This is a genomic window from Nonomuraea sp. PA05 (assembly GCF_008086045.1).
GTDB lineage: Bacteria > Actinomycetota > Actinomycetes > Streptosporangiales > Streptosporangiaceae > Nonomuraea > Nonomuraea monospora.
Genome location: NZ_VSEY01000002.1, coordinates 222,711 through 238,245 on the forward strand (window position 1 = coordinate 222,711; position 15,535 = coordinate 238,245).

Here is a 15,535-nt window from a genome sequence, read left to right on the forward strand (position 1 = left end):
ACTCCTCAGGAGATGGTGGAGAGGGCTCTGCGGCTCTCCCGCAACGACGGCTGCGTGGTGCTCGTGGACGAGAGCTCCACGGCGAACCTGCGCTTTGCGGGCAACACGCTGACCACGAACGGCGTCGCCCGCTCCGCCCGGCTGACCGTGATCTCGATCGCGGGGCAGGGCGTGGGCGTGGTGTCGCGGGCGGCCGTCCGCGACGACCAGCTCGCCGACGTGGTGGCGGCGGCCGACGCGGCGGCGCGTGACGCGCAGCCCGCCGAGGACGCCCGCGCGCTCGTCGAGGGCGGCCCCGCCTCGCCGCACTGGGGCGAGGAGGTCCGGCCCACCGACATCGGCGTGTTCGAGGGGTTCGCGCCCGCGCTCGGCGAGGCGTTCGCGGCGGCCGAGGCGGGCGGCAGGAAGCTGTACGGGTTCGCCGAGCACACGCTCACCTCCACGTTCCTCGGCACGTCCACGGGCGTGCGGCTGCGTCACGACCAGCCCACCGGGCGGCTGGAGCTGAACGCCAAGTCGGGCGACCTGAAGCGCTCCGCGTGGACGGGCGTGTCCACGCAGGACTTCACCGACGTGGACGTGTCCGCCCTCGGCTCCTCGCTGGCGCAGCGGCTGGAGTGGGCCAAGACCCGCGTCGACCTGCCCGCGGGCCGCTACGAGACGCTGCTGCCGCCGAGCGCCGTGGCCGACCTGATGATCTACATGTTCTGGTCGTCGGCGGCGCGCGACGCGCTCGACGGGCGCTCCGTGTTCGCCAAGCCCGGCGGGGGCACCCGCGTCGGCGAGCAGCTCGCCACCCTGCCGATCACGCTGTCGAGCGACCCGGGGGCGGCGGGCATCGCGTGCGCGCCGTTCGTGACGGCCCACGCCTCCAGCAGGGAGAGCTCGGTGTTCGACAACGGGCTGCCGCTGGGGCGTACCGACTGGGTCAAGGACGGGCGGCTGGAGGCGCTCCTGCAGACCCGCTACTCGGCCGAGCTGAGCGGGCTGCCCGTGACGCCCGCCGTCGACAACCTCATCATGACCGGGCCCGCCGGCGGGCCGTCGCTGGAGGAGATGATCGCCGCCACGCGGCGGGGGCTCCTGGTCACCTGCCTGTGGTACATCCGCGAGGTGGATCCGCAGACGCTGCTGCTCACCGGGCTGACCCGGGACGGGGTGTACCTGGTGGAGCACGGCGAGGTCGTGGGGGAGGTCAACAACTTCCGGTTCAACGAGAGCCCGGTGGATCTGCTGGGGCGGATCTCGGAGGTCGGGGCGAGCGCGCAGACGTTGCCTCGCGAGTGGAACGACTACTTCCAGCGGACGGTCATGCCGGCGGTGCGGGTGCCGGACTTCAACATGTCCACGGTGAGCCAGGCGAGCTGACCCTGAGCCGGAGGCGGTGGCCGGTCACGGGAAGGCCCGGCCCGGCGAGGGGCCGGGCCTTCCCGGGCGCGGGTTCAGACCAGGGCCTTACGTTGTCGTGGCCGCGGGCGGCGTTGGTGATGGCCGCGCCGCGGCGGGGACAGCCGCTGAGGCGGGGGCGACGGCGCTGGTCAGGCCGAGCGTCAGGGTCGGGGTGGCGTGCAGCAGGCTCAGGCCACGGCACGAGCTTCCGGCGTCCACCCGGGCGAACGAATCGGTCAGTTGACCGCACTGTCCTCCAGGGCGTCGCGTAAGGCGGCGCGGGAGGTGATGCCGAGCTTGGGGAAGATCCGGTACAGGTGGGCGCTGACCGTTCGCGACGACAGGAACAGCCGCTCGCCGATCTCCTTGTTGCTCAGCCCGGAGGCGGCCAGGCGGGCCACCTCCAGTTGCTGGGCGGTCAGTCCGTGTGCGGCGTTGGGCCGCTGGCTGACCGCCACGCCGGTGGCGCGCAGCTCCTGCTCGGCCCGCTGCCGCCAGGCGGTCGCGCCGACGGCCGCGAACAGGTCGGCCGCCCGGCGCAGCTCGGGCCTGGCCTCGCCCGGCTGCAGGCGGCGGCGCTGCAGCTCGCCGAGCGCGAGCCTGACCCGGGCATGGTCGAACGGCCAGCGTTCGGTCCTGGGCAGCGCGAGCGCGGCCTTGAACAGCGGCACCGCCTCCTCCTCCGGCGCCACCAGCGCCCGCGCCGCCATGACGTGCAGGCGCAGCCGGGGAGCCCGGTCGGCCAGCGGGGCCGCGGCGGCGGCGTGCGCCTCGGCCTCGGCCGTCCTGCCGGTGCGTACCGCCGATTCCACCAGCTCGAAGACCGCCCACGGCGCGTACGCCACGTAGGCGGGGATGACGCCCGGCGGGCTGATGCTCGTCCAGTACGCATACGCCGTCTCGTAGTCGCCGTGCGCCATCGCGGCCAGGGCGAGGTTGCGGGCCACCAGCGACAGGTGCAGACCGCTGCCGCGCGGGGCCGCCCACTGCTCGACCGTCCTGCTGTATTCGCGGGCGCTGTCGGCGTCGCCGCGCGCGGCCGCGATCCAGCCCAGGCTGCAGCGCAGGTCGTGGGCCAGCAGTTCCAGGTCGTGCCGGACGCACAGGTCCAGCCCGGCGTTGGCGGCGCTCTCGGCGTCGTCCCACTGCCCGGCCAGGAAGTGGTCGTGCGCCGCGAGCCAGTAGCCGCCGGCGGCGTGGGTCACCGCGCCCTGCCCGGCCTCGCCCTCGGTCAGCGCGCGGATGCGGTCGCGGTAGTCGGGCAGCAGGTCCATCCAGGTCGCCGCCCGGCACAGCGCGGCCACCCGCCCGGGCGGGGAGTCCGCGGGCAGTTCGTCCAGTGCGGTGCGCACCCGGGTCGCGGTGCCGGCGCCGAGGAAGACGTCGTGCAGCAGCTGTGCGTCCGCGTCGCCGCAGCCCGCGACCACCTTCGTGATCTCCGCCCACTCCTCGGGATCCTGGGCGTAGGAGGCGGCCATCACCCTGACCAGCGCGCCCGCGCCCGGGTCGCCGCGCAGCAGGCGGCGGGCGGCGTCCAGGTCGCCGTCGCGCAGCAGGAGGATCTGGGCTCTCAGGGCCAGCGCCCTGGCCGGGTCGTCCAGGTGGCGGCGCGCCTCGTCCAGCAGGGTGTGGGCGAGGTCGAGCTGCCCGGACTCGCCGGCCAGCTCGGCCGCGCGCTCCAGCCGGGCGGCGCGGGCGGCCGGGGCGGGGGTGAGCTCGGCCGCGCGCTGCAGCGCCTTGACCGCCAGCCCGCTGCCGCCGCGCAGGCTCACCGCGCGGGCCGCCTTCTCGATCTCGGCGGCCACCCCTTCGTCGGGCTCGACCGTGGCCGCCGCCAGGTGCCACATGCGCAGCTCGGGGTCGGCCTGGTGCTGCTCGGCCAGGACGGCGTGCGCCTCGCGCGTCTCCTCGGGCGAGGCCGTCTTGATGATCGCCGACCTGACCAGCGGATGGCGGAAGCGCAGGCCGGACGGTGTCGAGTCACGGGTGACCAGGCCGGCCCGCTCGGCCTCCTGCAGCTCGTACGGCGACAGCTCGGCCCGATGGTGCAACCGGTCGCCGTCCAGCGCGGCCACCAGCAGCGTCGTGCGGATGCGCGGCGCCAGCTCCAGCAGCCGGCCCGCGAACCCGGTCTCCAGCCTGGTGCGCAGCGACGCGCCGGTGGGCAGCAGGTCCACCCCGGCCGACGTCTGCGGCAGCTCGGTGATCGCCAGCGGGTTGCCCGCGGCCTCGGCCAGCACCCGTGCGCGCACCGACGGCGGCAGCCCGGGGTGCAGCAGGTCCAGCAGCCGTCCGGCGGCCTCGTCGTCCAGCGGCCCGACCTCCAGCATGCGCACTCCCGGCGTGACGCGCTCGGTGGCCGTCAGCGGCCGGCGGGCGAAGACGGCCCGCAGGTCGTACGGTTGCAGCCGCAGCAGGATGAACATCATCACCTCGCGCGTGGGATGGTCCACCCAGTGCGCGTCCTCCACGGCGATCAGCACCGGCCCGTCCTCGGCCACCGCGGCCAGCACCGCCAGGGACGCCACCGAGATCGCCAGCCGGTCGGGCGCGGCCCCGTCGCGCATCCCCAGCACCCGCAGCAGGGTGTCGCGGTGGAAGGGCTCCACCCGGTCCAGGTAGGCCAGCACCGGCGCGAACAACTGGTGCAGCCCGGCGAACGCGAGCTGCGCCTCGCTCTCGAAGCCGCTGCCGCCCAGCACCCGCATCCCCCGCTCGCCCGCGTAGCCGATGGCGGCCCGCAACAGCACGGACTTGCCCACGCCCGGGTCGCCGTGCAGCACGAGGTTGGGCGGCCCGCCGGGGGCGCGGTCGATCGTCTGCCTCAGCGCGGTCAGTTCCCGCTCCCGTCCGATGATGTCCATGTGGTTCGTCTCCTCAGGTGCAGTCATCTGACCGATGACGTGTCAATGAGGCCGCGGCATTCTGGCCAGGTGCCGCTCCTACAGGTGGAAACAGATGTGAGCCTCTTCTACGAGGACTTCGGTGACGGCGAGCCGGTGGTGCTGGTGCACGGCTGGCCGTTGTCGCAGCGGTTCTGGGAGGCGCAGGTCGGTGTGCTCGTCGAGGCCGGCAGGCGGGTGGTCTCCTACGACCGGCGGGGCTTCGGCCGTTCGAGCCGGCCCTGGACCGGCTACGACCACGCCACCTTCACCGCCGACCTGGCGGCCCTGATCGATAGCCTCGGCCTGACCGGGCTCGCGCTGGTGGCCTTCTCCACCGGCTGCGCCGAAGCCGTCGGCTACGCCGCCACGTCAGACCGGGTGAGCAGGCTGGTGCTGAGCAGTCCCGCGGTGTACCCGGATCCGATCGCGCACGAGCTCAGGGCCGCCTCCAGGCGGCACCGCATCCCCATGCTCGACGACGTGCTGCTGCGCTTCTTCGCCGTCGACGGCCAGAGCGCGCTGGACGAGCAGACCCGCCTGTACCTGCTCAGAATCGCCGCTGACGCCTCTCCCCAGGCGACCGCGCAGTCGCTGGCCGCGTGGAGTTCCGCGGACCCGGCCGTGGACCTGCCGCGCGTGACCGTGCCGACGCTGATCGTTCAGGGTGAGGCGGACGCGTTCGTGCCGCCGCAGGACAGCGGGGCACGGCTGGAGCGGGCGATCGGGGGCAGCGCGCTCGTCACGATTCCCGGCGCGCCGCATGGGGCCCCGCTCACGCACCATGAGCAGTGGAACCAGTTGCTGCTGGAGTTCCTGGCGAGATGACGGCATGGCACGACGGTAGGCAGCCGGCCCTCGGGAGGGGTATCGGTCGCATGACGTAGGCGCGTCCGCGAGGTGGTGTCAGAGAACGTCGCGTAGCCGGCCGCGGGAGACGATGCCCAGCTTCCTGAAGGCGTGGTGCAGATGGGTGCTGACCGTGCGGTGCGACAGGTAGAGCTGCTGACCGATCTCCCGGTTGGACAGGCCGGTGGCGGCCAGCTTGGCGATGTGCAGTTCCTGCGGCGTCAGCTGTTCGGCTGAGGTGGGCACGCGCAGGTGGCTGCCCTCGCCGGCGGCGCGCAGCTCCTGCCGGGCCTTCTCGCCCCAGGCCAGCAGCCCGAGCTTGTCGCAGGCGTCGCGGGCCGCGCGCAGCGGGACGCGAGCTTCGGTGATCCGGCGCTGGCGGCGCAGCCAGACGCCGTGCGCGAGCAGCAGCCGTGCCCGCGCGGTCGGCCACGAGGTCAGGTCCGCTTCGAGCGCGGCCTTGAACAGCCCTTCCGCGTCGGCGTCGTCGGCCAGCACGGCCCTGGCGTGGCGCAGGCCGACGTGCAGGTAGGGGGACGGCGTCCGCGCGCCCATGTCCTCCATCGCCGCCAGAGCCGTACGGGCCAGCTCACGGTGTTCGGCCAGCACGGCCGCCTCGGCCAGCTCACCGAGCATGAATGAGCTCCAGATGGGGTGGTAGGCGGTGTCACGACGGTCGAACGCCCGCCACAGGTGGCCGAAGGCGGCGGTGTGCTGACCCGCGCACAGGGCGATCAGCCCTCTGGCGTGCTGGATCACGGCGATGTTGGAGGAGATCGAGACGCTGCCCAGCAGTCGCTCGCTCTGCGCGGCCAGTTCCTGCCCCCGCTCCATGTCCCCGCGCAGCCCGGCGAGCATGGCCAGGACGGACAGGACCGCCGACTGCCAGCGGGGCTGCTGGGTCTCCCTGGTCAGCCGTTCGCATTCCTCGGCCACCAGCATGGCGGTGGGCCAGTCGCTGGTCATCATGTGGTTGAACAGCTGCGAGGTCAGGGACTGCGCCAGCAGTCCCAGCCGTCCCTGGGTGCGCAGGTCGGGGATGGAGTCGTCGAGGAACGCGGCGGACAGCTCGTGCGCGCCGATCGTGCTGGCGGCCACCCCGAGCAGTCTGGCCATGGCGCCGTCGAGCCGGGCTTCACGTAACCTCGTCAGCCGCTCGATCAGCTCGCCGCCGCGCTCGATCGGCGCCGCGGTGGCGAGCGCCACCAGCAACTCGGGGTCGTCGTCGTGCTCGGCCAGTCGTTCGGCGAGAGAGACGACCCGGTTGCGCAGCTCCACACCGGGGTCGCTCCACCAGCAGCGGATCGCGGCCGCCCGGACGATGTTGCGCGCCAGGGCCCGATCCTCCGCGCTCTCCAGTTCCTCGGCGGTCACGACGAGCCTGCGCACCCGCTGCGGGCCCTCGTTGCGGCCCTCTTCGAGCATCTCGTTCAGCCATGCCAGCCGCGCCCGCTCGGGTGCGCCGAGCAGGGCCGGGTCGGTCAGGTCGAGCAGATCGGTGATCAGCTCGCCCCGGCCGAGCTCGAAGGCGAGTTCCGCGGCGCGCAGCAGCCTCGTCGCGCGGTCGGGCAGGTGTTCGCTCAGCTCCGCCGCCCGGCGCAGCGCGGTGACGGCCACGGTGAGCGCGCCACGCTGCCGGGCGCGCAGCGCCACCTGCTCCAGGTCGGCGGCGACGCTCTCGTCCGGGTGGTTGAGCGCGGCCGCCCGATGCCAGGCCCGGCGGTCGGGGTCCGCTGCGTGCACGTCGGCCAGGGCCAGGTGGACGGCCTGCCGATCCAGCAGCCCTGCCTTCTGATGGATCGCCGATCGCACGAGGGGGTGGCGGAACCGGATGGCCCGCTCGTGCAGCATCACCAGGCCGAGGTCGATCGCCGGGGCCAGATCGGCCAGCGACAGCTGGGTGCCCGTGACGGTGCCGGCGGCCGTCAGGGCCTCACGCAGATCGTGACCGTCGTTGGCGGCGCCGGCCAGCAGCAGCATCCTGGTACGCCGCGGCAGCTCGGCCAGCCGGGTGGCGAAGGAGCGCTCCAGCCGGGCCGTGAGCGGCAGGAACTCTCCCGAGGGCGGGCCCGGCTCCCTGCCGAGGGCGACCGGCAGCTCCACCAGGGCGAGAGGGTTGCCGGCCGCTTCGGCCAGCACCCGCCATCGCACGCCGGCCGAGAGCTCGGCCGGCTGGCTGTCCAGCAGTTGTTCCGCCGCGGACAGATCGAGCGCGCCCAGTCTCAGCTCGGGCAGGCCGATGTCGTCCAGCGTGGTCGCGTAGCCCTCGCGCACGGCCAGGAGCATCCCGATGGGCTCGGATCGCAGGCGCCGGGCGACGAAGGCCAGCACCTCGGTGGTGGGCCGGTCGAGCCATTGCAGGTCTTCGACGACGACGAGCAGCGGCCTGGCTCCGGCGGCCTCGCCGAGCAGGTTCAGCACGGCCAGGGCGATGAGGAAGGGCTGGGGAGCCTGGCCGTCGCCCATGCCGAACGCGTTGAGCAGGGCGTCGCGCTGGGCGGCTGGCAGCTCGGCGGCGGACTCGAGCATCGGCTGGATCAGCTGGTGCAGCCCGGCGAAGGGCAGATGCGTCTCGCTCTGCACGCCCGCGGCGACGGCCGTGGCGAAGTCGTGGTCCGCGGCGCGCTCCAGCGCGAGCGCCAGCAGGGCCGACTTGCCGATCCCGGCCTCGCCCCTGATCACCAGCGCGTCGCCAAGCTCGGGGATGCGCGCCACCAGGCTTTCGACCTGGGCGGTCTCGCGCTCGCGCCCGAACAGGGCCATGCCCATGAGAGCCCCCGCTCCTCTCGCTGGAAACGCCCCATTGTGTCGCAATAAATACGTCATGAGACGCATGCCCCGGGCCGTGTCCTCACCCTAGTGTCGGCACGCCGTCCGCTGTTCTCCGGGAGCCCTCATGTCCAAGCCGGTGCTGGATCCTGCGGCTCAGGCCTTCGCCGACGCCACCGCCAACCCGCCCTTCCTGTACGGCATGCCGCCGCGAGAGGGGCGCACGGCCATGCGTGACGTCCAGCAGCCGCAGATCCTGGTCCCCGGCACCGTCGGCCAGGAGGTCGCCGGCCTGACCATCTATCGTCCCGAACACAGCGACGCCGCCCTCCCGGTGGTGCTGTACGCGCACGGTGACTGGGTGTTCGGCGACGAGCACTCCGACGGCAGGCTCGCTCGCGAGCTGGCGCTGAAGGCGGGTGTGGCGGTGGCGTTCGTGCACTACAGTCTCGCTCCCGAGGCGCGGTATCCGGTCGCGCTGGAGGAGTGCCTCGGCGCTCTGGACTGGATCAGAAAACATGGCGCCGGGCTCGGGCTGGACGCCTCCCGCACCGCGGTCGCCGGCGGGAACCTGGCCGCGGCGCTGGCCCTGCGGGCGGGTGGGCTGCTGGCCGGGCAGGTGCTGCTGTGCCCGGCCACCGACGCCGCCTGTGCCACCCGCTCCCACCGCGAGTTCGCGGAAGGCTACTTCCTGCGGGCGGACGGCATGCGCTGGTGCTGGGATCAGTACCTCCCGGACGAGGACGTAGGGGCCGAGAGCACCGCCTCACCGCTGCGGGCCACGCGCAGGGAACTGGCCGGGCTCCCGCCCACCCTGGTGATCACCGCGGAGGCCGACGTGCTGCGCGACGAAGGCGAGGCCTATGCCGTACGGCTGCGCAGCGCGGGTGTGCCGGTGGCGGCGGTCCGCTATCAGGGCGTCATCCACGGTTTTCTCACGCTCAACGCCCTGCGCGGCACGCACTCCGCCCAGGAGGCGATCGATCAGGCCGGGCGCTTTCTCGCCAGGGCGCTCGGCACCGGCCGAAACTGAGGCCACCCGCGACGCGACCGCCGGCGAGGCTCCGCGTAAGCTTTGCGTGATCTCCGCCGGATCGCGCACAGGGAGCCCTCCATCGCCACTCCACTCAGCTTCGCGGAGGTGCTGCGAGGCCATCGGCGCGCCGCACGCCTGACGCTGGAACAGCTCGCGGAGGTCTCAGGAGTCAGCGCCCGGACGCTGTCGGACATGGAGCGCGGGCGCAGCAAGGGCCCGCAGCACCGGACCGTCACCGCGCTGGCCGACGCCCTCCGCCTGGCCGGCGCCGAGCGCGAGCAACTCGTCGGGCTGGCGCGCGAGGGCCGGCTGCGCGACCACTGGACCCGGCCGACCGGGCTGTGCGAGCTGCCCCGCTCCGTCGACGACTTCACCGGCCGCGCCGCGGAGCTGGCCTGGATCAGCGAGCTGATGCGCGCCGAGAGCGCACCCGGCGCCGCCGGCGTGGGGCTCGTCACCGGCTCCGCCGGACTGGGCAAGACCACGCTGACCGTCCGCGCCGCCCATGTCCTGCGGACCGACTTCCCCGACGGGGTGTACTTCCTCGACCTGTTCGGCATGTCACCGCGGCCCCTGCCCGCCGAGGAGGCCCTGAGCCTGCTGCTGCGCGCGCTCGGCCGGGCGGAGCAGCAGATGGAGAGTGATCTCGAAGGGCGGGCGTCCTCGTACCGGTCCCTGCTGCGCGAGCGGCGCGCGCTGATCGTGCTCGACAACGCCGCCTCCGAGGAGCAGGTCAGGCCGCTGCTGCCGGGCGGCGGCGCGGGCAAGGCGCTGGTGACCAGCCGCCGCCTGCTGGCCGGTCTCGAAGGGGTGCACAGGCTCGGTCTCGGGCCACTGCCCACGCTGGAGGCCGCCGATCTGCTGACCGGCATCCTGAAGGAGCGCGGCGCCTCCGACGACGGGCAGGCAGTCCGGCAGCTCGCGCAGTTGTGCGGCGGGCTGCCGCTCGCGCTCAGGATCGCCGGGAACCGGCTGGTCAGCAGGCCCGCCTGGAACGCCGCCGACCTCGCCGCCCGGCTGACGAACGAGGAGCGCCGCCTCGACCAGCTCAGCGCCGGGGATCTGAAGATCGCCACCGCGTTCGGGCTGTCGTACGAGCAGCTCGCCGGCTCCACCCGCCGGGTCTTCCGCCGGCTCGCCGTGGTGCCGGGCCACAGCTTCGACGCCGCGCTCGCCGCCGTGGCGGGCGGCACCTCCACCGAGGGCGCCTGGGACGTCCTCGATGAACTCGTCGACCTCGGCCTGCTCCAGGACAGCGCGTCGGGACGCTACCGCTTCCACGACCTGGTACGGCTCTTCGCCCGCGACCGGCTCAGGGAGGAGGAACCCGAGTCCGAGCGGGAGGCGGTCACCCTGACGCTGACCGAGTGGCTGCTGCGGACGGCCACCAGCGCAGGGCGATGGTCCGAGCCCAGCCCCGGCCTGGCCTCCCAGGAGGAGGCCGACCACTGGTTGCGGGTGAACGTGGACAACTGGATGGGCGCGTTGCGCCACCTGTCGGGCGCCGGCCGGCACGCCGCCGTGCTCGACTGCGCCGAGGCGATGCACTGGTTCTCCAGCCGGTGGATGCACGGGCCGCACTGGCACGAGCTCTTCACCCTCGGCTCCGAGGCCGCCGCCGCCCTCGGGGATCCGGCCCGGCAGGCGAAGCAGGTGAACGGGCTGGCCTGGGTCCACCTGGTGCCGAGGCAAGACCTGGAGGCCACCCTGCGTTACACGGCCCAGGCGATGGAGCTGGCCACCCGCAGCGGCGCCACCGTGCAGATCGCCCTGGCCGAGCACAACGCGGCAGGCGCGCTGCGGCGGCTCGGGCGGCTGGACGAGGCCATCGCGGCGGAGACCCGGGCGGCGGAGGCGTTCAAGGCCGGCGGCGAGATCGACCCCTACAGCCAGTGTCTCGGCTCGCTCGGCTCCTGCCTGCGTGACGCCGGACGCCACACCGAGGCGCTGGAGCAGTACCTGGAGCTGCTGGCCCTGCTGGACGACGACCGCTCGGGGATGACGGCGAGCGTCGTGGTGTTCACCCGGCCGATCGTGCTGGCCCGCATCGGCGAGTGCCTGGGGCTGCTCGGCCAGCGGCCCGAGGGGATCACCAAGCTCACCGAGGCGATCGACCTCATGGAGCGGACGCAGTTGCCCGCCCAGCAGGCCCTCGCCCTGCAGACGCTGGCGACTCTGCTGGCCGAGGAGGACCGGATCGGCGAGAGCCGTCAGGCCTACGCGCGGGCGGCGCAGGTGTTCGAGGCCGTCGGCGACGCGGAGGCGAGCAGCCGCTGCCTCGACCTGGCGAACGCCGCGCCCTGACGGGTTTCCGCACCACTTCTGCGTGCTGTTCTGCGTGGTCCGGCCGCGTGCGTCCGACTTGGATGGAGCGTACCGGGACAGGCGAAGGGCCGGTCCGCAGAAGCTCGGGAGCGACCATGACCGCCGGCAGGGACGTCGTGCTCGTCCACGGTGCCTTCCTGGACGGATCCCGCTGGCAGGGCCACTCCTGCGGTGGCGGCCGGCGCGCTCCTCGCCACCCCGCCGCCGGCCTGCCCGGCCGGCCGCGTTCATGGCCGGCTCTCAGGTCCGGTGGAGCGTGGACGCCCTTCGCGGGACTCGTCCGCCAGGCCGCCACCTGACCTCTCCGCTCCAGCGGCGAACCCGCCGCTGAGCGGCGTCCACGCCACCCGCCCGCGGGCCGCGAGTCCCTGACTCGCGGCCCGCTGATCCGGCGCGCCCGACGCCCCGTACGCGCTCCCACTCCCACTCCCACGACAGGAGGCAGTCATGACAAGCAGATCAGTGACCAGGGCCGCCGTCATCGGCACCGCGATCGAGTTCTACGACCTCGCGCTCTTCGGCCTGGCCGCGGCGATCGTCTTCAACGACCAGTTCTTCCCCGCCGACGCCCCCTTGGCCGGCACCCTCGGCTCCTTCACCGCGTTCGCCGTCGGCTTCCTCGCCCGGCCCATCGGCGGAGTCGTGTTCGGGCACATCGGCGACCGCGTCGGCCGCAAGCCCGCCCTGGTCCTGACGCTGCTGCTGATGGGGCTGGCCACGACCGGCATCGGACTGCTGCCCACCTACGACCAGGTGGGCCTGGCCGCGCCGATCCTGCTCGTGCTCCTGCGGCTGGTCCAGGGCTTCGGCGCCGGAGCCGAATACGCCGGCGCCCTCGTCCTGGTGGCCGAGGCCGGCGACCCGCGCCGGCGAGGCCTGCTCGCCGCGCTTCCCGGCATGGGCGTCCAGATCGGCATCCTGATCGCCACGCTCGTCTTCACCGCGGTCGCGCCGCTGCCGTCGTTCACCTCGTGGGGCTGGCGAGTGCCGTTCCTGCTCAGCCTGGTGGGCGTGGGGGCCGGGCTCTTCTGCCGGATCCGGGTGCCGGAGTCGAAGCTTTTCGAGCGCGAGCGGGCGCACGGCGTGAGCCGCTTCCCCGCGCTGGAGGTCTTCAGAAGGCAGCCGCGCAGCCTGCTGATCGCCGCCGGGATCAACGCCCCCTACGGCGCGATCGGCTACATCATGAACGTCTTCGTGCTGTCGTACGTCACCAGGACGCTCGGCCTGCCCGCCACGGTGGGCCTGATCGCCAACGTGTGCTCGGCGGCCGTGGGGATCGCGCTCATGCCGCTGTTCGGGCTCCTGGCCGACCGCGTCGGCCGCCGGCCCGTCTTCCTCGGTGCCACGCTCGCCCTGTCCGTCTTCGCCTTCCCGATGTTCTGGCTGGTCGACACCGGCCGCCCCGAGCTGGTGATCTTCGCTGTGACGCTGGGGTACGGCGTCTTCGTCACGGCCATGTTCGCCGTCCTCGCCTCGATCCTGACCGAGCTGTTCGGCACCCGCTACCGCTACACCGGCATCGCCATCTCCCGGGAGTGGACGGCCGCGCTGGCCAGCGGGCCCGCCCCGCTCGTGGCGTCCGCCCTGGTGGCGGGCGCGGGCGGCGCGTCGTGGCCCATCGCGCTGCTGCTCGTGGGCCTGGCGGCGATCGCCTTCCTGGCGGTTCTGCTCGCTCCCGAGACCCGCGCCAAGAACCTGGACGAGCGCGTAAGTCAGGAGCCCGTCGGCTCCGGTGCAGTCATCTGACCGATTTCCGGCCGGGGGCCCCAAGCCTAGCTTCGAAGCACATCGAGACCGCATCAGTGAGGAAGTCACATGCCCTACATCACGGCCGACGACGGAGCCCAGCTCTTCTACAAGGACTGGGGCGCGGACGGAACCCCGGTCCTGCTCAGTCACGGCTGGCCGCTCAACTCCGACGCCTGGGAGGCCGCCGCGCTCTTCCTCGCCCGGCACGGCCACCGCGCCATCGCCCACGACCGGCGCGGCCACGGCCGCTCGGCGCAGACCTGGCACGGCAACGAGATGGACACCTACGCCGACGACCTGGCCTGCCTGATCGAGCAGCTCGACCTGCGCGACCTCACCCTGGTCGGGCACTCGACCGGCGGCGGGGAGGTCGCCCACTACCTCGGCCGGCACGGCGGCGACCGCGTCTCGAAGCTGGTGCTGGTCTCCGCCGTGCCGCCGCTGATGCTGCGCAGCGAGGACAACCCCGAGGGCCTGCCGATCGAGGTCTTCGACGCGATCAGGGCCGGCGAGGCCGCCAACCGGTCGCAGCTCTACCGCGATCTGGCCGACGGCCCGTTCTTCGGGCACAACCGCAGGCAGGACGTGCCCCAGGGCTTCCGGGACGCGTTCTGGCTGCAGAGCATGGCGTGCGGGCACCGCGGCGCCTACGAGTGCGTCGCGGCCTTCTCCGCCACCGACTTCCGGCCGGACCTGGCCAAGATCGACGTCCCCACCCTGGTCATCCACGGCGACGACGACCAGATCGTGCCCTTCGAGGTCGGGGGCAAGCGATCCGCCGAGATGATCAACGGCGCCGTCCTGAAGGTCTACGAGGGCAGCGGACACGCGCTGCCCGACACCGACCGCGACCGCCTGCACGCCGACCTCCTCGCCTTCGTGAATTCCTAAGGAGCACCCCGCATGACCCCTCTACGCCGTTTCGGCCACTTGCTGGGCACTCTCGTCGCGAGCTGCGCCCTGATCCTCGGACTGAGCGCAGCGGCCGTGCCCGCCTCCGCCGCCAGCACCGGTGTCAAGCCGACCGTGGTCCTGGTCCACGGCGCGTTCGCCGACGCCTCCGGCTTCAACGACATGATCACCATGCTCGGGGCCGCCGGGTTCCCGGTGATCGCGCCGGCCAACCCGCTGCGCGACGTCGCCGGTGACGCCGCCTACCTCTCCAGCGTCCTGGACACCATCACCGGCCCCATCATCCTGGTCGGCCACTCCTACGGCGGCATCGTCATCACCAACGCCGCCCGCGGCCACGCCGGAGTCAAGGCCCTGGTCTACCTCGGCGCGTTCGCCCCCGACCAAGGGGAGAGCGCCCTGCAACTGGCCGATCGGTTCCCCGGCAGCAAGCTGGGCGAAGCCTTGCTGGCCCGGCACTACCCGCTGCCCAACGGCACCAAGGACGGCGTCGACGGCTACATCACCGCCGACAGGTTCCGCGAGGTGTTCGCCGCCGACCTGCCCGCGTACAAGACCCGGCAGATGGCCGCCACGCAGCGGCCCGGCAGCGTCACCGGCCTGTCCGACGGCAGCGGCGAGCCCGCCTGGAAGACCATCCCGTCCTGGTACCTGATCCCCGCCCAGGACAACGTGATCCCGCCCGCCGCCCAGCGCTTCATGGCTGGACGCGCCGGCAGCAAGGTCCGCGAGATCAACTCCTCCCACGTCGTGATGATGTCCCACCCCGCCGCCGCGACCGCGGTGGTCCTGTCCGCCTACGCCGCCACCCGCTAGGAGAGACCACATGAGACCCGACACGATCGTCCTGATCCACGGCTTCTGGGTCACCCCGCGCAGCTGGGAGAACTGGGTCGCGCACTACGAGGCCAAGGGGTTCCGGGTGCTCGCCCCGGCCTACCCCGGCTTCGAGGTGGAGGTCGAGGCGCTCAACGCCGACACCACACCCATCGAGCGGGTCACCGTCCCGCAGATCATCGACTCGCTGGAGAAGCTGGTCGGCGGCCTGGACAAGCCGCCCATCCTCATCGGGCATTCGGCGGGCGGCGTGTTCACCCAGATCCTGCTGGATCACGGCTACGGCGCCGCCGGTGTGGCGATCAACTCCGCCCCCACCGAAGGGGTGAAGATCATCCCACTGTCTCAGCTCAAGGCCACCTTCCCCGTGCTGAAGAACCCGGCCAACCGGCACAAGGCCGTCGGTCTCGACTACGAGCACTGGCGCTACGCCTTCACCAACACCTTCCCCGAGGCGGAAGCGCGGGCCGCCTACGAGCGCTACCACGTCCCCGCCTCCGGCAACATCTTCTGGGGCAGCGCCCTGGCCAACATCCACCCCGGCAAGGACGACAACTACGTCGACTACCACAACGACGACCGCAAGCCGCTGCTGTTCATCGCCGGCGAGCACGACAACCTCATGCCGCCCAAGATCCAGCGCTCCAACGCCAAGCACTACAAGGCGCCGAACACGATCACCGAAGTGGTCGAATACCCCGGCCGCTCTCACCTGATGCCCGCCCAGCGGGGCTGGGAAGAGATCGCCGACCGCGCCCTGGCCTGGGCGCTCCACCACAGCTCGTAG

The 15,535-nt window shown here is 72.9% G+C and carries 10 protein-coding genes; 8 read left to right on the forward strand and 2 right to left on the reverse strand.

Annotated elements, in window-relative coordinates:
* Window positions 1–12 precede the first annotated feature (12 nt).
* Window positions 13–1,368, forward strand: a complete 1,356-nt coding sequence (locus FXF51_RS04060; protein WP_222871128.1) for a metallopeptidase TldD-related protein — start codon at window positions 13–15, stop codon at window positions 1,366–1,368.
* A gap of 257 nt (window positions 1,369–1,625) precedes the next feature.
* Here FXF51_RS04060 and FXF51_RS04065 read toward each other — a convergent pair whose 3' ends face one another.
* Window positions 1,626–4,253: an AAA family ATPase gene (locus FXF51_RS04065; protein WP_187414163.1), complete on the reverse strand. Its 2,628-nt coding sequence runs from the start codon at window positions 4,251–4,253 to the stop codon at window positions 1,626–1,628.
* A 96-nt stretch (window positions 4,254–4,349) separates the two neighbouring features.
* Here FXF51_RS04065 and FXF51_RS04070 point away from each other — a divergent pair, with 96 nt between their 5' ends.
* Window positions 4,350–5,099 carry an alpha/beta fold hydrolase gene (locus tag FXF51_RS04070; RefSeq protein ID WP_222871115.1) on the forward strand — a complete coding sequence of 250 codons (750 nt, stop codon included), beginning with the start codon at window positions 4,350–4,352 and terminating at the stop codon, window positions 5,097–5,099.
* A 78-nt stretch (window positions 5,100–5,177) separates the two neighbouring features.
* Here the strand turns inward: FXF51_RS04070 and FXF51_RS04075 are convergent, their stop codons facing one another.
* Entirely contained in the window at window positions 5,178–7,889 is a 2,712-nt protein-coding gene (locus FXF51_RS04075) for an ATP-binding protein (protein WP_187414164.1), read from the reverse strand.
* A gap of 127 nt (window positions 7,890–8,016) precedes the next feature.
* Here FXF51_RS04075 and FXF51_RS04080 point away from each other — a divergent pair, with 127 nt between their 5' ends.
* From FXF51_RS04080 to FXF51_RS04105, 6 genes are all read left to right on the forward strand, one after another.
* A complete protein-coding gene (locus FXF51_RS04080) occupies window positions 8,017–8,922 on the forward strand; it encodes an alpha/beta hydrolase (RefSeq protein ID WP_148432872.1) in 906 nt (301 codons plus the stop codon).
* Between the two features lie 108 nt (window positions 8,923–9,030).
* Window positions 9,031–11,229, forward strand: coding sequence for an XRE family transcriptional regulator (locus FXF51_RS04085; protein WP_187414165.1), 2,199 nt, complete (start codon window positions 9,031–9,033; stop codon window positions 11,227–11,229).
* A 468-nt stretch (window positions 11,230–11,697) separates the two neighbouring features.
* On the forward strand, window positions 11,698–12,996 hold the full coding sequence (locus FXF51_RS04090; protein WP_148432874.1) for an MFS transporter: 1,299 nt from the start codon (window positions 11,698–11,700) through the stop codon (window positions 12,994–12,996).
* 69 nt (window positions 12,997–13,065) lie between these two features.
* Window positions 13,066–13,890, forward strand: coding sequence for an alpha/beta fold hydrolase (locus FXF51_RS04095; protein WP_148432875.1), 825 nt, complete (start codon window positions 13,066–13,068; stop codon window positions 13,888–13,890).
* A gap of 12 nt (window positions 13,891–13,902) precedes the next feature.
* On the forward strand, window positions 13,903–14,727 hold the full coding sequence (locus tag FXF51_RS04100; RefSeq protein WP_148432876.1) for an alpha/beta fold hydrolase: 825 nt from the start codon (window positions 13,903–13,905) through the stop codon (window positions 14,725–14,727).
* A 10-nt stretch (window positions 14,728–14,737) separates the two neighbouring features.
* Window positions 14,738–15,535: an alpha/beta hydrolase gene (locus tag FXF51_RS04105; RefSeq protein ID WP_148432877.1), complete on the forward strand. Its 798-nt coding sequence runs from the start codon at window positions 14,738–14,740 to the stop codon at window positions 15,533–15,535.

Excerpts from the sequence above, each read along its gene's own strand:
- FXF51_RS04105 (WP_148432877.1), top strand. The coding sequence starts at position 14,738 with ATGAGACCCGACACGATCGTCCTGATCCACGGCTTCTGGGTCACCCCG.
- FXF51_RS04095 (WP_148432875.1), top strand. The coding sequence starts at position 13,066 with ATGCCCTACATCACGGCCGACGACGGAGCCCAGCTCTTCTACAAGGAC.
- FXF51_RS04075 (WP_187414164.1), bottom strand. The coding sequence starts at position 7,889 with ATGGGCATGGCCCTGTTCGGGCGCGAGCGCGAGACCGCCCAGGTCGAA.
- FXF51_RS04065 (WP_187414163.1), bottom strand. The coding sequence starts at position 4,253 with ATGGACATCATCGGACGGGAGCGGGAACTGACCGCGCTGAGGCAGACG.
- FXF51_RS04080 (WP_148432872.1), top strand. The coding sequence starts at position 8,017 with ATGTCCAAGCCGGTGCTGGATCCTGCGGCTCAGGCCTTCGCCGACGCC.
- FXF51_RS04090 (WP_148432874.1), top strand. The coding sequence starts at position 11,698 with ATGACAAGCAGATCAGTGACCAGGGCCGCCGTCATCGGCACCGCGATC.
- FXF51_RS04100 (WP_148432876.1), top strand. The coding sequence starts at position 13,903 with ATGACCCCTCTACGCCGTTTCGGCCACTTGCTGGGCACTCTCGTCGCG.
- FXF51_RS04060 (WP_222871128.1), top strand. The coding sequence starts at position 13 with ATGGTGGAGAGGGCTCTGCGGCTCTCCCGCAACGACGGCTGCGTGGTG.